19 protein-coding genes and 1 pseudogene are annotated in these 22,602 nt (G+C 39.0%); 8 read left to right on the forward strand and 12 right to left on the reverse strand.

Going from position 1 to position 22,602, the window contains the following annotated elements; all coding sequences use genetic code 11:
* Window positions 1-933: 933 nt before the first annotated feature.
* A complete protein-coding gene (hetF, locus tag ACM03V_RS25095; RefSeq protein ID WP_414623525.1) occupies window positions 934-3,462 on the forward strand; it encodes a cell division protein HetF in 2,529 nt (842 codons plus the stop codon).
* Between the two features lie 786 nt (window positions 3,463-4,248).
* Entirely contained in the window at window positions 4,249-4,548 is a 300-nt protein-coding gene (locus ACM03V_RS25100; protein WP_414623526.1) for a hypothetical protein, read from the forward strand.
* A gap of 168 nt (window positions 4,549-4,716) precedes the next feature.
* Here the strand turns inward: ACM03V_RS25100 and ACM03V_RS25105 are convergent.
* From ACM03V_RS25105 to ACM03V_RS25120, 4 genes and pseudogenes are all read right to left on the reverse strand, one after another.
* Window positions 4,717-5,130: pseudogene (locus ACM03V_RS25105) on the reverse strand (zinc ribbon domain-containing protein); the annotation flags it as partial.
* 87 nt (window positions 5,131-5,217) lie between these two features.
* Entirely contained in the window at window positions 5,218-5,874 is a 657-nt protein-coding gene (locus ACM03V_RS25110) for a vancomycin high temperature exclusion protein (protein WP_414623527.1), read from the reverse strand.
* Window positions 5,875-5,961: 87 nt separating this feature from the next.
* Complete coding sequence (locus ACM03V_RS25115; protein ID WP_414623528.1) at window positions 5,962-6,789, reverse strand: type 1 glutamine amidotransferase; 828 nt, start codon at window positions 6,787-6,789, stop codon at window positions 5,962-5,964.
* A 154-nt stretch (window positions 6,790-6,943) separates the two neighbouring features.
* On the reverse strand, window positions 6,944-8,275 hold the full coding sequence (locus ACM03V_RS25120) for a MurT ligase domain-containing protein (protein WP_414623529.1): 1,332 nt from the start codon (window positions 8,273-8,275) through the stop codon (window positions 6,944-6,946).
* Between the two features lie 336 nt (window positions 8,276-8,611).
* Here ACM03V_RS25120 and ACM03V_RS25125 point away from each other — a divergent pair, with 336 nt between their 5' ends.
* The 4 genes from ACM03V_RS25125 (at window position 8,612) to ACM03V_RS25140 (ending at window position 11,760) form a co-directional block, all read left to right on the forward strand.
* The gene (locus ACM03V_RS25125) at window positions 8,612-9,196 is read left to right on the forward strand and encodes a thylakoid membrane photosystem I accumulation factor (RefSeq protein WP_414623530.1); all 585 of its coding nucleotides are present in this window, start codon (window positions 8,612-8,614) and stop codon (window positions 9,194-9,196) included.
* A 151-nt stretch (window positions 9,197-9,347) separates the two neighbouring features.
* On the forward strand, window positions 9,348-9,956 hold the full coding sequence (locus ACM03V_RS25130) for a hypothetical protein (RefSeq protein ID WP_414623531.1): 609 nt from the start codon (window positions 9,348-9,350) through the stop codon (window positions 9,954-9,956).
* A 308-nt stretch (window positions 9,957-10,264) separates the two neighbouring features.
* Entirely contained in the window at window positions 10,265-11,560 is a 1,296-nt protein-coding gene (locus ACM03V_RS25135) for a phospholipase D-like domain-containing protein (protein WP_414623532.1), read from the forward strand.
* 35 nt (window positions 11,561-11,595) lie between these two features.
* Window positions 11,596-11,760 carry a type II toxin-antitoxin system HicB family antitoxin gene (locus ACM03V_RS25140; RefSeq protein ID WP_414623533.1) on the forward strand — a complete coding sequence of 55 codons (165 nt, stop codon included), beginning with the start codon at window positions 11,596-11,598 and terminating at the stop codon, window positions 11,758-11,760.
* Window positions 11,761-11,964: 204 nt separating this feature from the next.
* Here ACM03V_RS25140 and egtD read toward each other — a convergent pair whose 3' ends face one another.
* The 8 genes from egtD to nagA form a co-directional block, all read right to left on the reverse strand.
* Window positions 11,965-12,996: an L-histidine N(alpha)-methyltransferase gene (gene egtD / locus ACM03V_RS25145; RefSeq protein ID WP_414623534.1), complete on the reverse strand. Its 1,032-nt coding sequence runs from the start codon at window positions 12,994-12,996 to the stop codon at window positions 11,965-11,967.
* Window positions 12,997-13,243: 247 nt separating this feature from the next.
* Complete coding sequence (locus ACM03V_RS25150) at window positions 13,244-14,521, reverse strand: ergothioneine biosynthesis protein EgtB (protein ID WP_414623535.1); 1,278 nt, start codon at window positions 14,519-14,521, stop codon at window positions 13,244-13,246.
* Window positions 14,496-15,284, reverse strand: coding sequence for an ergothioneine biosynthesis protein EgtC (egtC, locus tag ACM03V_RS25155; protein WP_414623536.1), 789 nt, complete (start codon window positions 15,282-15,284; stop codon window positions 14,496-14,498). Before egtC ends, ACM03V_RS25150 begins: the two co-directional genes overlap by 26 nt.
* Window positions 15,285-15,572: 288 nt before the next feature.
* The gene (locus ACM03V_RS25160; RefSeq protein WP_414623537.1) at window positions 15,573-15,950 is read right to left on the reverse strand and encodes a DUF423 domain-containing protein; all 378 of its coding nucleotides are present in this window, start codon (window positions 15,948-15,950) and stop codon (window positions 15,573-15,575) included.
* 118 nt (window positions 15,951-16,068) lie between these two features.
* A complete protein-coding gene (locus ACM03V_RS25165) occupies window positions 16,069-16,551 on the reverse strand; it encodes a hypothetical protein (protein WP_414623538.1) in 483 nt (160 codons plus the stop codon).
* A 409-nt stretch (window positions 16,552-16,960) separates the two neighbouring features.
* Window positions 16,961-17,383 carry a hypothetical protein gene (locus ACM03V_RS25170; protein ID WP_414623539.1) on the reverse strand — a complete coding sequence of 141 codons (423 nt, stop codon included), beginning with the start codon at window positions 17,381-17,383 and terminating at the stop codon, window positions 16,961-16,963.
* Window positions 17,384-17,424: 41 nt separating this feature from the next.
* Window positions 17,425-18,111, reverse strand: a complete 687-nt coding sequence (gene bchM / locus ACM03V_RS25175; RefSeq protein ID WP_414623540.1) for a magnesium protoporphyrin IX methyltransferase — start codon at window positions 18,109-18,111, stop codon at window positions 17,425-17,427.
* A 166-nt stretch (window positions 18,112-18,277) separates the two neighbouring features.
* Window positions 18,278-19,459 carry an N-acetylglucosamine-6-phosphate deacetylase gene (gene nagA, locus ACM03V_RS25180; RefSeq protein ID WP_414623541.1) on the reverse strand — a complete coding sequence of 394 codons (1,182 nt, stop codon included), beginning with the start codon at window positions 19,457-19,459 and terminating at the stop codon, window positions 18,278-18,280.
* Between the two features lie 214 nt (window positions 19,460-19,673).
* Here nagA and purE point away from each other — a divergent pair, with 214 nt between their 5' ends.
* Both purE and ACM03V_RS25190 read left to right on the forward strand, forming a co-directional pair.
* A complete protein-coding gene (gene purE / locus ACM03V_RS25185) occupies window positions 19,674-20,183 on the forward strand; it encodes a 5-(carboxyamino)imidazole ribonucleotide mutase (RefSeq protein ID WP_414623542.1) in 510 nt (169 codons plus the stop codon).
* A gap of 749 nt (window positions 20,184-20,932) precedes the next feature.
* A complete protein-coding gene (locus ACM03V_RS25190) occupies window positions 20,933-22,534 on the forward strand; it encodes an ammonium transporter (RefSeq protein ID WP_414623578.1) in 1,602 nt (533 codons plus the stop codon).
* The last annotated feature ends 68 nt before the right edge of the window (window positions 22,535-22,602 follow it).

Raw genomic sequence — 22,602 nt, forward strand, 5'->3', positions numbered from 1 at the left:
AGGCTTACCGGGGGAGACAGTTATCAGGGTGCATCTACCAATTCTATGTACTTTATAGAAAGGGGACTTTCCGGATAAAACTATAGTTAAATACGACAAATACCGTGTTTGTAAGCTTAGCGGGGTAGACAATAGTTAGTGTATACTTACAAAATCTATGTATTACACGTGACAATCAACCGCCGAACTAAATTATAATTGAATATAAAAACCCCCAGCTAGCTTGTAGGCTTGCCGGGGGAGTTAGTTATCAGGGTGCATCTACCAATTCTATGTACTTTAGATAACAGAGGATTTCCGGATAAAATGTATAAAAATTTTTGAGTACCGATATTAAATATAAAAAACCAGATCGCACATAGGTGAAACGGGTAAGCGATCTGAGTGCATATACCAATTATATGTTTTAAAATTAACTAATATCTAGCAAGTAAAATAGAAACATTAGTACTTGCGATCTTGAAAACCATAAAAACCCCTAGTGGAAGGCAGTCAACTAAGGGAGTGAGTTATCAGGGTGCATCTACCAGCTAAATGTTCTAAAGTTAACCAGTATCTTCCGGATAAAATCATCAAAATGCCGATCAAAGTTGTATACCGAGCAACTTGTATCGAGGCGTTTTGTATATGCCCGAACATTTTTCTTGTTATTTCTTGGTGTTTAACTAATAGCGAAGGGTTAACAACCAAAAATAAAAGGGAAATATTAGTTTTACTGAAGAATTAAAGTACGAAGCGCATATATAACGGGCGTTAGTTCTAGGCATATTTAATTGAATCCGGATAAAATCGTAAAAGTAGAGAAACCAAAAAACCACTTTATTTTCAGAAACATGAAAGCAGGTAGATGCATCTAATGTATCAGGAAGAGCGAAACATAAACTTGAAACAAAAGCCTTTCCAACCAGATAAGTTAGGTAAACAGGAGAAGTTGTGACCCAGGAATTTCACATTTCCGTAACCCCAGTAGGGCAAAACGACTACTTGGTGCGGACGGAACAAGTCGCCCCTGGGGTACCCTTAGCAGAAGAACTGGTAAGGTGGCCGGTGGCTGATTGGTTAGCGGCTGCTGGGAGTTTAATGAACGACCCATTGCAGTCAGTATTGCAGGGTGATGCGATGGCGCTCTCTGCCTGTCTTGAAGAGACAAGTGCAAGAAACTCAGTCAACTTGGTGGCACTGGGTCAACAACTTTATAATGCCCTGTTTCAAGGTACTTTAAGGGACAGTTGGATTACGGCACAAGGTATTGCCCAAAATCATCAACAGGTGTTGCGTCTACGTTTGGGCTTAAAAGACACCAAGCTAGCTCGTCTTCCTTGGGAAGTAATGCACCAAGGCGATCGCCCCATCGCGACTGGTCCTTATATCGCTTTTTCTCGCTATCAAAGCGGAATGAGCGGAACATCTCGTATGCCCGTAAGAAACATACCACAATTATCAAACGAAAGTGGTATCAAAGTCTTAATGGTAATTGCTTCACCCGCAGATCAAGTGCGTTTGAACCTATTAAAACAAGAAGCAATCAGGCTGCAAGCCGAACTCGAACGTAAAATCCAAGGCGGGGATCACCTTCCAGAGATTGAACTATCGGTACTCGAACAACCTGGAAGAGAAGAGTTAACCCAAGCTTTAGAACAAGGAAACTACCACGTACTGCACTACTCCGGTCATAGTAACTTCGGTGCAAACGGCGGCGAGATTTATTTAGTCAGCGCTAGAACGGGTTTAACGGAAACTCTTTACGGTGATGATTTGGCTGGGTTGCTGGTCAATAATAATATCCAAATGGCAGTGTTTAACTCTTGTTTGGGAACCTACGCCGCGACTTCAGATAGTAATTTAGATACGGGACAGCGCAATTTAACTGAAACTTTAGTTAAGCGAGGCATTAAAAGCGTTTTGGCGATGTCAGAACGCATTCCTGACGAAGTAGCGCTGACATTAACGCAGTTATTTTACCGCAATTTATCTCAGGGATATGCTGTAGATTTGTCCGTGAGTCGGATGCGCCAGGGATTAATTTCTACTTATGGTTCCCATCAACTGTATTGGGCGCTACCAATTTTATATCTTCAGCCAGAATTTGATGGTTATTTAGACCCAGAAATTTACTTACCTCAAAGCGGAGAATTATTTAACGATTACGACCCCAGCAGCAACGCAATATCACCACTTTACACAAGTACATCCCCGTCAAATTCCGATATGCTTCCAATGGGAGGAGCAGTCAGTGCTTATGAAACAGAACATTCTTCAGACTCAGATTTGCTAGGTGAAGATATGTGGGGGGATCTTGTTGATGAAATCGAATACGATGACGCAAGCTATCCAGAAGATTCTGCAATTGTTTCCGATATATTCCGTCAGATAGATGACGAAAAGTCTTTAACAGAGGCTCCGATGCATGCTGAGCTAGTCGGGCAGCTTGAAGATGATTACGAACAAAAACAATTATCCCCAGATATAAATTATCAGTCTGAGGATACTTTGATATGGGACGAAAGCGAATACCCATTACCAATTAATTCCCAAGAAAGCGTAGTCACGAACGAAAGCCCTTCTCAAGAAAGCTTTACATCCTATTCGCGGCAATCGAGTCAAGTTACCACTAAATCCGCAAAAGCCGCAGCTAAAAAGCAAAAACAAAACCAGCGTTTAGCACTTCTTGGTGTGTTGGGAATAAGCGCGATCGCATTTGTTGGAGGTATAGATTATTGGCGCACTCAGCAGAATCCTTCAACTCCTCAACAAATTGTTCAGAAACAATCCTCGTCTATTGAATCTGTCCCAACTGAAGCTTTGACTGCACAAGCTAGCGGGCAATTAACACAAGGTAAAATTAAGCAAGGACTTAAAGCTGTAGAAGAATTGCTTAACCGTGGTGCATTAAGTAATGCTGAAACCGCATTAGAAAATGTTGATAAAGAACAAATTAATAATCCATATGTAAACTTTGTTAAAGGGCGTTTGGCTTGGCAATTTATTCAAAAAGGTGATACTAAATACAGTATTGATGATGCTCGTCGTTACTGGGAAGTTGCTACTCAAAATGACCCAGATTCATTTTTGTACAAAAATGCTTTAGGCTTCGCTTATTATGCAGAAGGTGAAATAGATCGCGCTAATGATTCTTGGTTACAAGCTTTAGACTTATCTTCCAAAAAGAATGCCGCGCAAAACGTATCTAATTCCAACAATTTAATGTCAGTTTCTCAAGTAGTTGATAAAGAAGCTTTAACTGCTTATGCTGGACTTGCTTTAGGTTTATACCAATCTTCTCAGAATCTATCTTCTGATAAAAAAGTTAAATATATAAGTGAAGCAGTTAAATTTCATCGCAAGGTGATGAAAGATGATGCAAAAAGTTTTCAAAGAAATAGCTTAGCTCAAAATTGGTTGTGGACGGAAAAAGCGATTGGAGATTGGCAATCTTTACTTAAACTCGATTCGGGAAGTTAAAGACAAAGGTAGTCAGCCGTACAAATTTGGAAATAAAATTTTTTAAACTTTGTTTTTAACCTGTCAATTCTTATCCGAATATATATAATTTATTGCGTACAATAATTAATTTATTAAAATCAATTCGGATGAGAATCTACTTCAACTAAACAATTACGTTTAGAGTTATCAAAATTTACATTTTTGAGAAACCCGGCTTATCCGATAAGCCGGGTTTTTTATAAATTATCAGGCATATAAATCAGATAAAAATTTGTTTTGAACTAAATTGCACTATTTTCAATAGGCTAAATATGATTTTCACCGTTCCCTGTTCCCCGTTCCCTATTCCCTATTTCCTACATTTATTGACATTAAAAGAAAGCTAAATAACAAATAATAAATTTAAAAATTTAGCAATTAATTATAAAACTATCAACTCGATTGTAAATGTCTTATTTTGTACTGGATATTTTGAATCAATAACACTGATAATAGAGTGAATGGTTATTAAAGCGGTATTAACGTCCGTTTACAGGTTTCAAACGTATCTACCAATAGCTAATTAAGAGTTATCTTTCATATTCAAAACTGATAAGTAAGTCGGCAGAAATAAACAAAACTATGTAACAGAATGTAAATTAGCTTTAAACCCTTACCCCTACAGCAAAGCTGCCCATTGCCTACTGCCTTGTCCGGCATTACAATTTTCAACGCCAACCTACTTAACCCATCGGTAGCATCCTTTAAGAAAATAATGCTTGCCGATAGACACTCTACGGATAAAAATTGTTCACTGTTAAACGTATGCCTAGAAAAAAGAACACGTCCCAAAAGCAAAGTAAACCCTTTGTTTTCCGTTGTCGCGTGCAAATAGATTCGGGATGCTTAACAAGAGAAATTGCGGAAAGACTAACTCCCTTTCTAGATCAATCCCAGACAAAACATGCTATTGGCGATTATTTACGCAAACAGAAAAAAGCCGGTGACGCTTTGATAGATTTTAGAACTGATATGGGTGTTTGGCAAGTAGAATTCAGTGGAAGAAAAGGTGGATGTTATTTATGGGATTTATATTTTATTTCGCCTTATTGTGTTGCAGGTTGAATAAATTATTAATTCGATCTCTTCCCACTGTTTTTCGTACCCTATTTCCTGTTTAATCTAAATCCGACAAGCCGCAATACCCTTATCATTTAAGGTTCTTCAATATAGTGTTGAGGGAAGGGAGGATTCAAAGTAATCTTTGAGTTAAAATCGATAGTTTTAAATCATCTAAAGACGACGGGGTGAACTACCTACACTGACCTGACGGAGAGCGTGTAGGCTTCCCAATTCAATGGGGATTGCCTCAACATAAGTAGATTTTTTACGTCCCGAAGATTTTGGTCTTACATCCCCTCCAAGGGCAGAAGAGCTAGTTCCTAACTCCAAAAGTCGCAAACCTTCATTTTTAATATTGATTGCAGCATTAATATCTCTATCATGCTGTTTCTGGCAATGAGGACAATCTACAAACCTTACAGCCAATGAATCATAACCATGTTGCAGCATTGGGATTGGTAGTAGAGTCTCGCTACAAAGTTGAGAAGAGGGGAAGAACCTACCTATTTGTTGATAAGTGTGTCCAAATTTCTCCGCTTTATACTTGAGCATGGTTAGAAACATTCCCCAACAAGAGTCATTCAATCTAATTAAATGATTTATCTATTAAATTATTTTAAAAGTATTATTATTTTCATACTGCTCCCTGTTCCCTGTTCCCTTTTCTTAAAATTATTTAATCCCTTCAAAAGGACCTAAATAAGTTGGTTGGGGGCGAGTTATATGAACTTGCCACAGTGCTTTAATAGTAGAAAGATATTCTCTGAAGGTATAACGCATTACAGTATCTTTTCGATAGCTTCCCCAATCTGGAGAACCTAATCCTACAGCATCTACACCTAATTGATTACAAAGATAAACCGCACGGGGTAAATGAAAATTTTGGGTAACTATAACTGCTTGTTTGACTCCAAAAATTTCTTTAGCGCGATAACAGCTTTCATAGGTTTTGAAACCGGCATGATCTAAAGTAATATCTTTTTTTGGAACCCCCATTTTTATCGCATAACGCTGCATTACAGTTACTTCATCGTAATCTTCACTGCTGTTATCACCACTCATTAACAGCTTTTTAACTTTTCCGAGTTTGTAAAGTTCTACACCTGCTGATATTCGATCTGCCAACATCGGGGAGGGGCGATCATTATAAATTCCCGCACCTAAGACAATCGCAACACGCTGGGGAGGAATTTGATTTGGGTTATTGTAACGGCGACTGCTAGTAAGATTTTTTACATATAAATTGAGTGCTAAAGTCGTTACAGCCGCACTCAAAAGCAGCACTCCAAATAATAACCGCCAGTGCTGCAAGAACCATTTAGGTAGCATTTATATTGTGTGTGTTGTGAGGACTATTCTGTTTTAACAGACGTAGGATGGGTGTTAGTGTTTCGCAGGATTATTTTCGCTTTGGAGTTAAACCTTCGCAACTTCACCCGCAGCAATATCCACATTTAACCGCTTCAACATAGCTTCACGCCCTTGTATCGCCAAAGTATCATCCAAGGGTGTTAAAGAAACGGGTTCTTGATATTTGTTTCGTAATGCAGTTTGAATCAACCAGTCGGCAACAACCGGATTTTTCGGTAATAATGGCCCGTGGGAATAAGTTGCGATCGCATTCTGGTAAAACGCTCCCTCGGTTCCATCTTCGCCGTTATTTCCTAAGCCGTAAACCACTTTACCTAAAGCTTCGACTTTTCCTAACTTAGTACGTCCGCCGTGATTTTCAAAGCCAATTAAATAAGGTGTAGCTCCACCCAACATTTCTTTTAAATCTTTCGCCAATTTAGAAGCGGTAACTTCTATGACTAAATTACCAATACAGCGGCGGGTATTTTCACCGGGATGCACGGAGACTAAATCTAAGATTCCCAAACCTTCAATTCTTTGTCCCAAACCAGGTTCGTAATAATGTCCCAACAGTTGTGGGGAACCGCAGGTAAATACTCCAGGAGTACCATTATCAAGCTTTTCGCGCATTGCGTCAGCCTTCGCACCTTGCAAATCGCGCATGACGATTTCCTGCTGTCTATCTTGTGCCCCACCACCAACAATGACATCTACAGATCTAATATCATCTGCGGTAGAATTTTGGTCTAAAGGCACAACTTTAACGTCATATCCCCGCCACTGAGTGCGACGTTCGATAACGATAACATTACCTCTGTCTCCATAAGTACTCATCAACGTTGGGTAAAGCCAACCTATAGTTAATTCAAATTTTTGGTTACTGTTACTCATAATAATTTTTAGTTTGTAATACTTAAATAATTAGGGAAGAGAGGGAAGAGGGGGAAGAGGGGGAAGAGGGGGTAGAAATAAAATTCCTAACTCCTAACTCCTAACTCTTAATTCCTCACCTTTAACCTTTAACCTTTGACCTTTGACCTATTAATTACCGAATCTTCTTACCAGTTAATGCTTCTCGCACGTCTAACATGGCTGTGTATGTAGGTAAGATATGTAAGGTTTCGTGTTCGGGGGTATTTTCTAAGGCGATTGTAATTGCTTGTTGCAAATTTTCTTCGACAATCAAATTCAAATTGTTATTAGTGGACTCTTGGCTGTAGCGCAGACGTAAAGCCATATCGTAAACGCGATCGCCACTTACAATCAAAGTACCTCCGCGCTGTACCAATTGTTCGGTGTCAACATCCCAAATCCAGGATACATCTTCGCCATCCTGTACGCGATCGTTTAAAACTAACAAAGTTGTTTTGTTATTGCTTTCGGTGACTACGCGAATCGTTTCATTGGTACCAACGGGGTTTTTCGATAGCAAAATACGTACTTTTTTACCATCTATAATTAATTCTTCCGCACGTCCAAAAGCTGGTTTAAATTTCGGAATTGCTTTACGGATGTTGGTTTCATCAATTCCTAATTCTTTGGCAGCGGTGGCAGCAGCTAAGGTATTATATTTATTGTAAAGTCCTACCAGAACTTGTTCCCATTCGCGACTGTTTAAATCGGGTTCGCTTTTGGCAAAACCGCACTGAGGACAAGTGTAATCTCCTAAATGCGATAGATAAACTCCTTTGTAGTCCAAAGAATGCCCGCATCTAGGACAATAAATCGAATCAACTGCATGGGGAATTGCTTCTAAATACTTTTCTGGCTCGGTTAAACCAAAGAATACGACTTTTTGAGATAATTCTTGACCGAGATAAGATAAAGTCGGATCGTCAGCATTAGGAATAACTACCGTATCTGGTGCGAGAGTAGAAATTGCTTTTGTCCACCGCTTGCTAATAGAATCTACTTCACCGTATCGATCGAGTTGATCGCGAAATAGATTTAAACAAAGAATAATTGTTGGTTGAATCGGTTGCAGTACCTTCGCAACAATATTTTCATCAACTTCCAAAATGGCGTAATCTACATTTAGATTACCAACCAAATTGGCACTTTCCATCAAAGCCGTTACCAGCCCATTTTCCAAATTAGCGCCAGTAGAATTAAGAGCTACACGATAACCTTGTTCCTCCAACATCGTGCGTAACAGCAAAGATGTGGTAGTTTTACCATTAGTACCAGCAATTAAAATAATACCTTTTTTAACTTGCTGACTCAAAGATTGTAAAAGCTTGGGTTCAATACGTCGTGCGATCGAACCAGGTAAAACAGAAGCAGCACCCAAACCTAAAGTACGGACTCCAAAAGTCACGCTTTTTGCAACCGAGACAGCCAAACCAAGCCGTAGTTTATCTATAAATTGAATTCCCACAAATGTACCACTAAAAGATATAAGTTTTAAATTTAATAGCGTGAGTTTAGCGAATCCCCGGAGAAAAAGCCAGCTTTGAGGTAACAAATTGGGAATTGGGCGGAGAGGGGGAAGAGGGGGAAGAGGGGGTAGAAATTTTGTAACTTCTTTATTCCTAATCTTAAAATTCTTAACTCTTAACTCCTAACTATTTTCAATGCCCAATTACCAATTACCAATTCTCAATTACCCTTTGCTCTTTTGCACGTTCTGCGTTCAGAATATTTATATATCCATATGTCGAAGCTGAATTCAGCATAAACTTAAAACAATATCTAGGTTAAAAGGTTGCTCGGGATGAATAAATTAAAATTGCATATTTTACATATTTTCTCTTATGGTTGGCAGCGTTGTTTGTCTTTATTAATGCTAGTTAGTTGCATATTACTTACGAGTATGCAACCGGCATCAGCGGCTATCAATGACGATAGTTATGAAGGCAATATTTTTATGGTTTATGCTGGCAACGGCTCGATGGTTCCCGCACACGCGACTTTAGCCCAAGCTCTGGCAGAACATAAACCCACAATGCTAGCCTTCTATGTGGATGACAGTCGCGATTGCAAGCAGTATGCTGTAGTTATTTCCCGCATCCAGTCATCTTACGGTAGCGTAGCAGAAATTATCGCCGTAGATGTAGATAGAATTTCACTCGAAGCAAAGGATTCTCCTACAGAACCAAATTATTACTATTCCGGTGGTGTTCCTCAAGTAGTAGTATTTAATCAAGCCGGAGATGTGATTTTAAACAAAAAAGGACAAGTTCCTTTTGAGGAAATAGATGACAAATTCCGGGAAGTGTTTGATTTGTTACCGCGTTCTGAGTCGGTAGAATTAAAGCGCCGTTCCTTTAATGAATTCAGTAGTGAGTTATCTGAATAACTAAAAGTGCCGAAAAGTTTGTTCGGCACTTAGTTTTTAGTGATATCTAATACTGCAATCTTTGAAATGAAGCGATAATATCTAAAGGATAGCGGTAAAGCATTTATAAATTACTGCTAACGAATAAACATAATTATTAGAGTGTATTCTGATGTCAGAAGTTTACACTACCGAGGAATTGATTCAAATTTTAACTGACGAGCGCCAAGCTTGTCTGACGGGAAAACGTTTGAAATTAGAGGTGAAAGTATCTGGTAATCCTGTAATCGACCAGTTTATCAAAACCGAAGGCTTACAAAAGTTTACTGCTTATCAAGATTTTAAATCTGCCATTCACGAATATCAAAGAGAGCATCAAATTTCTGGTATTGTGTGGCGAGAGATCGACGTAAAAGGCGAAAGTTTACGTTATCCGGAAGTCGATGGACAGTTGATTGCGCTACAAAATGACTTGAAAATATTAGAGTCTACCAAAAATTCAATTTTAGAATTTTGGTACAAAGTAACTGTCGGAATGGACTTTTATTTAAGCGTTAGTAACGGTAAGCAGTATCAACAAATTAATATAGAAGATATTAAGAGAATAGACCAAAGAATGCAATGGTCTAGTTTATGTAAATGGGAAAATACTAACTTTTTAGAAATCATTTTGCAGTTGGGATGGGGAAAACCGGAAGAAGCTTGTTATAAGCGAGGGTTTCCTGCATCTGGTAGTGAGTTTATTCACGCTGTTAATCCCGGTAAACAACCGATTGGATGATTTCAATTTTAGATTTTAACAAGGGATTGGTAATTTTGATTACTAACGTTATAGCATAGGTAGTAGTTTATTAGTATATATGTATTGATAAAAGGTTCGTAGTAAGGGCTTTAGCCCTCTCATTTGAGGACTAAAGTCATTACTACAAACTTTAGTTAAAAACTTATGCTTTTTGGTTAAAAATTTTTATTTCTATAGCTAGATGTATTTACCATTTTACCTAGCATTTAATAGTAACACGGTATTTATAGAACTTATTTATTATAAATATATTTTAAATACTTGATTTTATAGTTTTTATATAAATAATGTTTGTATCAATTTTGTGGAAGCTGTTTATTGCATTATTGATACTCAGCTTGATTATTCTGATCGGTTTCTATTTTCGTGGAGCCTTTCGCGATCGCATCAAATATAAAGTCAAGAATCCGCTGCAACCAGACGATCCAGAGTTTCCATTTGTTTTAGCTAGCACCACCAATTCTTTTATTAGCAACGGTGTAATTACTGATTTCTGGAATGAAGCTGGTGACATTCAACAAGCTCGTTTAGATGCGATTGGTCAAGCAAAGCATACAATTGACTTTGAAACGTTTTTTATGACTCCTGGCAAGAGAGCAGATGATTTTGCGATCGCGCTTGCCGAAAAAGCCGGATCTGGTGTAGAAGTACGGTTAATCGTAGATACTTACGGTACAAAAGATATATCTAAGCAGTATTGGCAGCGTTTGCGAGCAACAGGGGTAAAAGTATCTTTTTTCAATTCCTTTAATTGGAAAGCTCCTTTAGATTATGCCGGACGTACTCACCGCAAGCTATTGTTGATTGATGGCAACTTTGGTTTAGTCGGTGGTGCGGGAATTTCCGATCTTTGGGATGGTAAGGAAAAAAAGGATGATACCCAACCCTGGTTAGACGTGGAGATGCGTTTAGAAGGGGAAATTATTCGGATTTTAACAGGGGTATTTTCGCAACATTGGACTTTTGAAGATTGTACAGCCAATTTCGCAAGGGAAAAATTTCAGGCTGCTGACGATAAAGACAATAAGCATTTAATGATAGTAATACCGGGAGCAAACCCTACAATCCGTTTTTCACCAATCCAGAATTTTAAATACAACAGTTTTATTTGTGCGAGAAAGCGAATTTGGTTGGCTAGCCCTTATTTTTTACCAGACGAACACTCAATAAATTTATTAGTAGAAGCAAAACAAAAAGGGGTAGACGTTCGCATTCTTACTACTAGCAAACGTAGCGATAAAAAGCCCGTTTATTATGCTTCCTTCGAGCATTATGGGAAATTACTTGAAGGTGGTGTAGAAATCTATGAATTTCAGCCCAGCATGACTCATGCAAAATTGCTGTTAATTGACGATATGTGGGCAACTACAGGAAGCGCTAATTTCGATCCCCGCAGCTTTTGCCACAACGAAGAATTAGATATTTGTAGCGCCCAACCAGAATTAGTTAAAGGGATTAAAGAGACTTTTGAAAAAGGTTTTGCACAAAGCAAGCGGATTAGCTATGCAGATTGGAAAAAGCGTTCTTTAATCAAACATAGAATATTAGGTAATGTGGTTGATTTCTTCCAATGGCAATTGTAAGAGGAAATTGGTAATAGGGAATTGGAGGAAAAGTAATGCGTTATGTCGTGGTTATTGAAAAAGCAGAAACTAGCTATGGTGCTTACGTTCCTGATTTACCTGGATGTGTTGCAGTGGCTAAAAGTGTAGAAGAAGTTAAAACGTTAATTGCAGAAGCTATTGAATTTCATTTAGAAGGAATCTTGAAGATGGATTGTTAATTCCTGAACCTAAAACTATTGCTCATGAGGTAGAAGTTTTAAGTTTGTAGGGTATTAATGACATTTTTAATATCCCATTTTAGGCTATAAAAATTCTACGTGCCGTAACACAACAGCAATATTGCGGAAAGAAAATCTATACCGCAATTTGCCTTTCCTAAAATTGAAAGAAGGTGGACATAAAATAAATGCCCACCATATTATTTAAGTAAGCTTAGAAAGTATTAAAGCAAACCATTCATTCTCATCAGTCCACACTTTTTGTGTAACTAAACCTTTAGTTTTAAGTAATTCCTGAACACCATTAATATCAAATTTCCGGGAAATTTCGGTATGAATAGTTTCGCCTTTTTCAAAGTTAAGTTTGAGGTTGAGGGCGCTTAATTCTGCTGTTTGAGTTTCTAAAGAACGTAAATAACTTTCTATTTGATGTTTTGTTTCGTTGTAAAATGTCCAATGTTCAAACTTTGTTCGGTCAAAGTTACCCTCAAAGCGGCGATTTAAATGGTCTAAAACATTAAGATTAAAATCGGCAGTTACTCCAGCAGAATCATTGTAAGCAGCTTCTAAAATATGCTTTGGCTTTTGTAAATCTACCCCTAGTAAAAAATACTCTCCTAACTGTAAACCAGCAGTGATATGAGAAAGAAAATCTTCGCATTGCTCAGGAGTTAAATTACCCAAACTGCTGCCGATAAACCCTATCATGCGGGTGGGTAATTCGCTTCGTTCCAATTCTCCCAATGCTTGTTCGTAAGTTCCCGCTAATGCATGAACTTTTAACGCAGGATAATCAACCAAAAGTTGTCTGGCAGTTGCTTCCAAAATACCGGCACTGACATCAATTGGTAAATAATGTAAGGGAAGACCGAGCTTTTGGTAAGCATCTAATAAGATCCGAGTCTTTGTTGAACTACCACTACCTAATTCTATTAATTCGCAAGCGCCGGTTATATGGGCAATTTCTTCAGCACAATCTTTTAAAATCGAAGTTTCGGTTCTGGTAACGTAATATTCTGGTAGTTCACAAATTTCTTCAAACAACTCAGAACCACGATCGTCATACAAGTAGTGTGGGGAAAGATATTTAGGTATGTGAGTCAACCCTTTAACCACATCGCTTCCAGCAGAAGAGGCAGCTTTCGGCTTGTATTGAGGCAAATGCTGTACTTTTAACCTACTTTCGACGCTTTTAGAGTAACTAATACTGTCGCTAATGGTTTTAGAAAATGTCATTGAATCTCCGATGGCTTAGGTTGAAAGGTAACTTTTGACGGCAAACCTCAAACCCAACCTAGATTATCAGCAAATTGTTACCAGTGAACAGTAATCAGTTACCAGTTACCAGTTAGGAATTGGGAATGGGGCCGAAGGGCCGAAGGGCATTGGTAATTGGTAATTGGTAATTGGTAATTAGTTATTCTTCCCCCACTACCCCCTCTACCCACTCTTCCCCCTCTCTCCTTGTCTCCCCATCTCCCCCTCAAGCGGCGCAGCGGAATCCGGCGAATATCTGACGCACGTTGGGATGATACCAGTTACGAAAGCTACTGCGTAATGCCCAGGGACGAGTTGCCCAACTTCCACCTTTGAGAACCTTATGCTGGTTGTCGAAATAAACTTGGGAGAAGCCTTTATAAGGATAATGTTGAAAGCCTTGATAGCCATCAAACCAGCTGGCAGTCCATTCCCATACGTTTCCTAAAGTATCGTACAAACCGTAAGCGCTTTGTCCCAGTGGGTAAGCGTTTACTGCCGTTGTTTGACTGTGAATATTATTGTGGTTGCAATGTTCGGATGTAGCCTGTTTGTCTCCCCAAGGATAAATACGACGACAGTTTGATTTTTCATCCCAACTGGCGGCTTTTTCCCATTCTGCTTCTGTAGGTAAACGCTTACCAACAAACTTTGCGTAAGCTTCTGCTTCGTACCAACTTACACCCCAAACCGGATTATTGTACCAAGCTGGGTTATCTTCCCAATAAAGCGGCTTTGTAGCTTGTTCTGATTGCAACCATTGCCAGCCTCCTTTCGACCACCACTGAGGATTTTTGTAACCTCCAGCTTCCATAAATGTTCGATATTGCTTGCAGGTTATGGGATATCGGTCAATTGAATATGTATCTAAATAAACTTTATGGGCACTACGTTCGTTATCAAGTGCATCCAATGAATTACTACCCATTTCAAATTCTCCGGCCCGAATTTGAATCATTTCGTTGAGAGGATTGCTAAGTAGGGGAGAAGAAGAGTATGAAAGATGCCAAAAATTTTCCTTCTGTGTATCCGACTTCTGATTTCTCATCAACTCCAATACAAAACTAATCGTTTCGCTGTGCTGGCTTTCGTGTTGCAGTAAAAAGCGCCATAAACGTTCTTGCTGTTCTGAATTAGTTTTTTCCATGTAATACAGAACTTTGTCTCGAACTATATCAAGGTAATAGCGAGTTTCTTCTAAAGAAGGTAATTTAACGCGCTGATTTTTAGGTAAACCGTCTGCTGCATACAGTTTACGGTATTGCGGAAACAAACAAGGTAAAGAGGCAGTGCGCTCTAATATCCATAAAGATTCAGTGTAGGCGATATGTCCTAAATGCCAGCCTACAGGACTAAAATCGGGATGAGCTTGACAACGAAAAGTCACTTCATCCATATCTTGAAATAAAAGGAGAGTTTTAGCGCGACATTCAACGAAAGCACGAATAATACTCTCTTTTGTTCTAGATTCTTTTAAATTAGATTTGCTCAATTCTAATATCACAATCTTCTCCCACACTGAGAATGCTATTTTCTGGAAACGAATTCCAATTACCTTTAAACAGCGGCTCGGAAGCAATGATTACGGAGTTGGGAAAAGTTGGATCGTTTTGCAGCCAATAAAGAGAAGCAGATGGAGGTTTTGTGCTAAAGCGAGAAGCTACAAGACGATTACCATCACTTACTACTAAGTTCGCTAAAGTATGAGTATCATGATGTTCCACTAACTCTTTGAGCTTCAGCAAAGTTATATGCATGGCTTGCTCTAAACTTTTACCGGGGTTACTTTGCAACTCGTTAAGCAAGAGAGCAAAAATGTGTTCCGAATCTGTAGTTCCATTTACCCACTGATAAATTTCATCGCTTAATTGACTGCGTATAGGTCTGTATAGCGTCTGACGAAACCTATCGATTTTACCATTGTGGATAAATAATAAACTCCCCCTTTGGAATGGTTGGCAATTACTTAAATCAAGTGCTTGACCCAGCGTCGCGCTACGAACATAAGAAAGTACGCACCCAGACTCTACATAACGGCTGAGACTAGGTAGATTAACATCATTCCAAATAGGTAGCGTACTTCTGTAAGTAAATGGTTCGGTATCTTTTTGAGCATGATACCAACCCACACCAAATCCATCAGCATTTACAGTACCCGACATCATTTCCTGGGGCTGATAGCTTTGGGTTATCAGTGAATGTTCGTGGTTGTACAGTAAACTTTCTAAACAAACAGGCGAACCAAGATAAGCAAGTAATCGGCACATAAAATCAGTTATCAGTGAACAGTGAACAGTGAACAGTGACTAATTATTAATTTATAACTTCTAACTTCTAACTATCGTTTCTTCCTTCTCTACCACAATTAGTTACTTGTAGCGGAAATAGTACAAAATGTCTAACTAAATTATCGGTAATGTACCGTTGAAGATTTATTGTAGAGCAGAAGAAATGTAGAGATGGGGAATGGGGAGTTAGGAGTTAGGAATTAGGAGTTAGGAGTTAGGAGTTCATAAATTTACACTGCTCACTGCTCATTGATAACTGTTCACTGCTCATTGATAACTGAATGCGGCGATCGCCAATGCACCCCAACCAGCGATAAATGCTGCACCACCTATGGGTGTTATGGCTCCTAAGATTTTAATGTCGCTTAAGCTTAGGGCGTATAAGCTTCCGGAAAAAATAAATGTACCGATAATGAATAACCATCCACTTGCAACTAAGGCTGTTGACGGTGATTTGCTTTGAATTAACAAGATTGCAACTAGTAACAGCGCTAAAGCATGATACATCTGATAGCGAGCGCCGACTTCAAAAATTTGCAGTGCGCGATCGCTAAGTCTTTCTTTCAAAGCATGAGAAGCGAAAGCCCCAGCAGCTACGGATAAACCACCGAATAAGCCTGCTAGGCTGATGAATATTTTTGTCATGTTACTGAATCGATGTTGAGGAGAGGGGGTAGAAGGGGAAGAGGGGGAAGAGGGGGAGATGGGGGGAGTTACCAATTACCAATGCCCAATTACCAATCCCCAATTACCAATTCCCTTTTTAAATATCGAAGTGATAGGAGACTGCACCGTCTTCACTTACTTTGAAGTTAGCATTAAATTGTTTGGCTTGGTCGTCTAAGAATTCTCTTGCGGTGGCTGCTGGTAGCTGGGATTGCATGGCGAAGCCTAAAACTGTGATGCGTCCTTGGTTTTCAGCTATCATGCGATAAAACATTGATTGCAAATGTAAATCTATTTGTTGCGCGATCGCGTTTTTTTCTTTTGTTCCTCGACGACGCATTCCCAAGGCTAACCACCCACCAAGGGCTAAACTGGGTATACCAAAAATAATCCCGTTTACTGCTGTGGTATCTAGCTCTGCTACTGCATAAGGATTGACAAAATTATTTTTATCATAAGTACCAGGCGGTATCTGCTTATACAGAAGATGTTTATTTATCATTGCCTGGGCTGATATTGTTGTCAGCATAAACCCTAATGTAATTAACCAACCAGCAGCTAGCTTTTCAGCAGTTTTCATAATATTTTTAAAGTTTCAACTTTAAGATTGATTCTAACCTCACTTATATAGAAGATTCCAGTAAATAATTATCAAATGATGGCTATCTGCAAGGCGCGGAAGTAGATCGACTAGCAATTTTTATCTACAATCTCGTTTTATCTACTTAATTTTACGTAATCCTACGTCTATATTAAAACTTCACATTTCTTAAATTTATCCCTCTCCTTAGTAAGGAGAGGGGAAGGGGTGAGGTTGTTTCTCAATATCAAAATTCTAGATTCTCATAAGTTATTTCACAGAGAAATAAAAAATATTAATTACATATAAAAATAATCTAAAAATCAATTATTTTATGTAGAAACGCGCCGAACGCAACGTTTCTACAAATTTAATTAAAGCAAAACAGTATTAAAATAAATACCTTTGGCTACAGATGAAAGTGATAATAAACACCACCATTCTGACTGTGGTCAAAAGTCGCATTGAATTCTTGAGCCTTTGAATCTAAGAATAATTTGGCTTCTTCTCCTGTTATTTCGGCTTCTTTGGCAAAGCGTAATAAGGAAATTTCTCCTTTTTGTTCTTCGACAAGGCGATAAAAAGTAGATTGAAGATGACTCGTTAGCTGTCTTTGATGCTGCTTTTTCAAGCTTAACATCAGCGACGAACCCAAACCTACACCGGATAAGCCTAAAGCTAAACCAGCGAAGGCTCTATCTGCCATTTCTTGTTTTTGCTCTTGAGTAGCTTGATGATTTTTAGTTGATAATGCCTCCACTGTTACGTGCATGAGAAGAATAGAACTAAATGAGAGTAGCAAACCAGCGGAAACTTTTGTAAGTAACTTCATAGAAACACGACAAGATATGATATCTTGCCGCGATCTTAACCTTACTTACGTGTAGCTTCCAGTATGCGGGAAAAGTAAAAGCGCGTGCGCGTCATTGCTTGACGTTGGATGCTAAAGCCGTTTTTTTGCAGAAAATCAACGATATCGGCTTCACGATGTAGATATGCACGGGTAGTTTTACTGGGGCCTGGAAAGAAACTTCCGATTTTCTTTAATATACTCAGGGCAAAGGTTTTAGGGGCAAAGCTAAGTATTATCCGCGATTCTGCGGTACTGCATAAATGAGATATCATCTCGGCAGCTTTTTCTTGGGGATAGTGGATCAGAACATCAAGACAAACAAGGGTATGATAGTTACCACTTAAGGCTTCCAAGTCTTGCACTGCGAAAGTTGGATTATCAGCGTTTCCTAAAATTTGCTCGGCTCTTTCTCTACCTTCTTGAACCATTTTTTCAGAAATGTCGCTGGCGTAAACCTTTGCTCCTGCTTCGGCTAGAGGTATGCTAAGACTGCCTACACCACATCCAGCATCGCATATTGATATTTCTGACAAGTTTTCGTCAGCTTTTAACCAGCTAAGTACTGTATCGACGGTTTTTTGATGTCCCTTGCGGATATCAAGCTGTACCGTATTTACTTCACCATCACCATAAATGCGTCTCCAACGGTCAAAGCCCGTGGAATTGAAATAATCCTTAACAATGGTCTTATCGTCTGTTGCGTTCATAAAACTTAATAATTAACGGTTCCAAGTCGAGAAAAGTGCTTATTATCTGGTAGAATACATCAATTAAGGGCGGCAAAACCGGCGAAAAAAAGCAGAAAACCACAAATGCGCGATGCTAATGCAGGTGGTTTGTTGAGAAATATATTTAGTTCAATACAAATTCTTTTTAAGACAACAAGCGCTGCCAGGTTAATTTTTTACTTAATTCATCATAATTCCAGCGCAATAAGTTACTAGCATCAGCGCCTTCGATTCCTGGTAAATCAATTGCTTCTCTAGGTGCTGTAGTTGCTAGTTCAATTGCCGTATCTAGGTTGCATATTCCCCATTTAACCAAATTTTGTATTCCTGCAAGCAATGGTAAAGTCGTTCCCGACAAAGTTCCATCTGGTAAACGTGCGGTACCATCAGTAACTGTAATTTCTCGACTATCCCAAGGATAAGTGCCATCTGGTAATCCTAAAGGAGCCAGGGCATCGCTGACTAAGAAAAGTCCTTTAGTGTAATCGCTGGCTCGCAATAGTAAATCTATCATCATCGGCGAGACGTGTTTTCCGTCAGCGATAAAACCACACATTACCTTTTCATGGGTAATCGCCGCAGCTAATAAACCAGGCTCCCGGTGGTGTAACGGTGGCATGGCATTAAAAGCGTGAGTCACCATAGTCGCACCCATGTCAAAAGCTGTTTGGGCTTGCTCTGCCGTTGCTTGGGAATGCCCTAAGCTAACGATAATACCTTGTTGACGTAAATAAGGAATTACTTCCCCAAGCGAATCTAACTCTGGCGCTAGGGTTATAACTTTAACAATTTCTGTAAATCCCAATACCCGTTTTACTTCCTCAAGCGATAAAGGTAAAAGATACTCTTGGGGATGTGCGCCGCGTTTTTCAGGATTTAAAAATGGCCCTTCTAAATGCACTCCCAAAACTTTTGCACCCGAAGTTTGATTTTGGATAAAATTGGCAACTACTCCAAGGGAGCGGTGGATATTTTCCACAGAAGTTGTCACCACGGTGGGTAAAAACGCATCAACACCGCTATCCCAGAGATAATCGCAGATTTTTTGCAAACTATCGGCATTTTCCGTATTTAATTCTGGAAAAGCAGTTCCCAAGCCACCGTTAATTTGTAAATCGACACCACCCAAAGAAATGCGATCGCCCTCTGCATCCAATATTTGCAAATCTTTAAGGGGAACTCGTTTGATAATATTATCCATTGGCACAATTTGTTCAACAATGCCCTGATGGTTGATAAACAGCATTTGTTTATCTTCGTAACCGGGAACAACAGCATTAATAATGTTTAAAGGAGTAGTAAAATTGCTTAGTTTTTTTTGAATCATGGGATTTACGAGATTTTAACTAAAACTGACTCGATTTTGATCGAAACTGGCACTATTAATCAAGAATAGAAATGAATAAGGGAGTAGGCAACAGGCAACAGGCAACAGGGGAAGATATTTTTTATTTGCGTTTTTGTGAAATGCTCTAAAAGTGAGATGATTAATTACCAATGCCCAATGCCCAATTACCAATTACCAATTACCAAATTTACTTATGACTGTCGGAATTATTATGGGTAGCGACTCAGATTTACCCACCATGCAAGATGCAATTAAAGTTTGTGAAGAATTCGGAGTTTCTACCGAAGTCGCGATTGTCAGTGCCCATCGTACCCCGCAACGAATGGTGGAATACTCTACCGGGGCAGTTTCTCGCGGTATTAAAGTTATTATCGCTGGAGCAGGTGGTGCGGCTCATCTTCCCGGTATGGTGGCTGCTTTAACTCCACTTCCGGTAATTGGTGTTCCTGTTGCCACCCGTTATTTAAAAGGTGTGGATTCTTTACATTCAATTGTGCAAATGCCAGGTGGTATACCTGTAGCAACTGTAGCTATCGGTAATGCGAAGAATGCTGGACTTTTAGCAGTACAAATACTCGCCATCCATCAACCAGATTTACTGGAAAAAGTTGTTTTATATCGTCAAAATCTTCGCGATTCTGTGATAGCTAAGCAAGAAAAGCTGCAAAAATTAGGCTACCAAGATTATTTAACTCAAATGTAAATCTTGATAATTGCTACTGGTTATACGACTTAATTTGAATGTATTTAGACTAACTAGGCTTCAAAGTAGTTTTACTGATTTAAAAAATCAAAATAAATAAAAAATAAGATTTAAAACTATTTAACTAAATAATTTAAGTGTAAATACTTGTTTACAATTTTTATAAAATATTTATATCTTTATACCTAAGTAAAAAACCAGTTTACTTGTATGAAAAGTTAATAGAATACCATTTTTTTGCCGCGATCAAGTTATGATATTTTGACAAAAAGCTTTTTATAACAGCTATTTGCAGCTTAAAATGCCACCGAAAACAATTAAAAAGACTAAAAAATAGTAGCAACAGTTACAGAACTAACAAACAGGGTGCTGTAATTATTATGTCTTAACCGTTGTAGCTTTTTTAAATGCGACAAATGATGTAATAGAAAGGCTTTTAGACAGAAATCGAAATATTAAAGAATTGATGAGGTAACTTGAGAGGTTTCCAAAAATACATAATAATAATATTTTAAGAAAAACTAGTTACAGCAACATATGTATCATTGCTTTGTTGACTGACATCTAGATTGTTTGGTTTCTTAATTGTTTAATAGGCTTTTTGAACATCTCTCATAGATATAAGAATCAAAGATGAATTCCCAAACAGTAATTGATTGCGTTTGGAAAGATTCTGCATTTGATATCTAATCCGGCGTTGAAAAGTGATTAGCGGTGTTTTTTCCAGTTAAGGAAGTAAAGGAGTGAAAATGCAAAAAGTGACGCGAAAAAAGAATATTAGAAACGGTAGGCGGAGCGGTTCGCAACAACCTACTAGCGCTACACGTAATAGCTCATTTGTCAAACAAATAGGGCAAGGAATTAAAGGCTTAAATCCTAGTTTGCGTGCCTGTTTGCCGATCGCAGGTTTTATTGTATTGGCTTCGGGTTATGCGGCAGTTGCTCAAACTCCTGTAGTTGTAGTCGAAGGACCTACAACAGCGGAACTCAAAGTTGCATTAGATACGCTTTGGGTTGCAGTTGCAGCGTTTTTGGTAATCTTCATGAACGCTGGTTTCGGGATGTTAGAAACCGGAATGTGTCGTCAGAAAAATGCCGTCAACATTCTTTCTAAGAACTTGATTGTATTTGCTTTGGCTACCCTCGCTTTTTACGTCATTGGCTTTGGCATCATGTTCGGAGATGGAACCCCATTCTTTGGTTTAAATGGTTTCTTACTCTCAGGTGCAGATAATAGCCCTGCAAGAGCAGAAGCTTATCAAGGTGTTTTCAGCTCTCTTAACTGGGCTGGAGTACCTTTGTCTGCTAAATTCTTGTTCCAATTAGCTTTTGCTGGAACTGCTGCGACAATTGTATCTGGAGCAGTTGCAGAAAGAATTAAGTTTATTGACTTCTTGATTTTCAGTCTCTTACTAGTTGGTATTGCTTACCCAATTACCGGACATTGGATTTGGGGTAGTGGCTGGTTAGCAGGTGCTGGTTTTTGGGATTTTGCTGGTTCCACAGTTGTACACTCCGTTGGTGGTTGGGCAGCTTTGATGGGTGCGGCAATTCTGGGGCCGCGTATTGGTAAGTACAGCGACGGTAGAACCAATGCGATTCCTCCTCACAACTTAAGCATTGCGACTTTAGGCTGTTTGATTTTATGGTTGGGCTGGTTTGGTTTCAACCCCGGTTCTACAATGGCTGCCGATGCAACTGCGATCGGTCACATTGCCTTAACCACAAACTTAGCTGCTGCTGCTGGTGCGGTAACTGCTTGTTTCGTAGCTTGGGGTTATTTGGGCAAACCAGATTTGTCAATGATTATCAACGGTACCTTAGCTGGTTTAGTCGGTATTACTGCACCTTGTGCTTGGGTAAACTTGCCCAGCGCCGTAATTATTGGTGCGATCGCCGGAGCTTTGGTAGTATTTGCGGTAACATTCTTCGATAAAATTAGAATCGATGACCCAGTTGGAGCGATTTCCGTTCACTTGGTTTGCGGTATCTGGGGTACTTTGGCAGTAGGTATATTTGCTGTTGGAGGAAGTCCCGACGGTATTTATGCTGAAGGACCAAATGCTGGTTTATTGTTTGGTGGTGGAATAACTCCCCTATTCACTCAATTAGCAGGTGCTTTGGCTGTAGGCGGTATGACCGTATTACTTAGCACCATATTCTGGGTAGCTTTGAAGGTTACATTAGGTATTCGTGTAAGCAAAGAAGAAGAATTGGAAGGTTTGGATATTAGCGAACATGGAATGGAAGCTTATACAGGTTTCGCTAAAGAAGCTGACACTATTGGATATGGTGAATTAGATAGACCTGGAATCTCTACACAAGGAGATATGCCACCAAGAGCTTTGTAAGTTGTTTTATAAAACTTGATGATCGATAATTAAGCGAAATTAGCCCTGCTTCTTTTAGGGAAGTGGGG

This window comes from Calothrix sp. CCY 0018 (assembly GCF_963920925.1).
Taxonomy (GTDB): Bacteria; Cyanobacteriota; Cyanobacteriia; order Cyanobacteriales; family Nostocaceae; genus Rivularia.

Coding starts and splice junctions, on each gene's coding strand:
- ACM03V_RS25125 (WP_414623530.1), top strand. CDS start 8,612: ATGAATAAATTAAAATTGCATATTTTACATATTTTCTCTTATGGTTGG.
- ACM03V_RS25110 (WP_414623527.1), bottom strand. CDS start 5,874: ATGCTACCTAAATGGTTCTTGCAGCACTGGCGGTTATTATTTGGAGTG.
- ACM03V_RS25170 (WP_414623539.1), bottom strand. CDS start 17,383: ATGAAGTTACTTACAAAAGTTTCCGCTGGTTTGCTACTCTCATTTAGT.
- ACM03V_RS25130 (WP_414623531.1), top strand. CDS start 9,348: ATGTCAGAAGTTTACACTACCGAGGAATTGATTCAAATTTTAACTGAC.
- ACM03V_RS25160 (WP_414623537.1), bottom strand. CDS start 15,950: ATGACAAAAATATTCATCAGCCTAGCAGGCTTATTCGGTGGTTTATCC.
- ACM03V_RS25190 (WP_414623578.1), top strand. CDS start 20,933: ATGCAAAAAGTGACGCGAAAAAAGAATATTAGAAACGGTAGGCGGAGC.
- ACM03V_RS25140 (WP_414623533.1), top strand. CDS start 11,596: ATGCGTTATGTCGTGGTTATTGAAAAAGCAGAAACTAGCTATGGTGCT.
- egtC (WP_414623536.1), bottom strand. CDS start 15,284: ATGTGCCGATTACTTGCTTATCTTGGTTCGCCTGTTTGTTTAGAAAGT.
- ACM03V_RS25135 (WP_414623532.1), top strand. CDS start 10,265: ATGTTTGTATCAATTTTGTGGAAGCTGTTTATTGCATTATTGATACTC.
- ACM03V_RS25115 (WP_414623528.1), bottom strand. CDS start 6,789: ATGAGTAACAGTAACCAAAAATTTGAATTAACTATAGGTTGGCTTTAC.
- bchM (WP_414623540.1), bottom strand. CDS start 18,111: ATGAACGCAACAGACGATAAGACCATTGTTAAGGATTATTTCAATTCC.
- ACM03V_RS25165 (WP_414623538.1), bottom strand. CDS start 16,551: ATGAAAACTGCTGAAAAGCTAGCTGCTGGTTGGTTAATTACATTAGGG.
- egtD (WP_414623534.1), bottom strand. CDS start 12,996: ATGACATTTTCTAAAACCATTAGCGACAGTATTAGTTACTCTAAAAGC.
- ACM03V_RS25100 (WP_414623526.1), top strand. CDS start 4,249: ATGCCTAGAAAAAAGAACACGTCCCAAAAGCAAAGTAAACCCTTTGTT.
- nagA (WP_414623541.1), bottom strand. CDS start 19,459: ATGATTCAAAAAAAACTAAGCAATTTTACTACTCCTTTAAACATTATT.
- purE (WP_414623542.1), top strand. CDS start 19,674: ATGACTGTCGGAATTATTATGGGTAGCGACTCAGATTTACCCACCATG.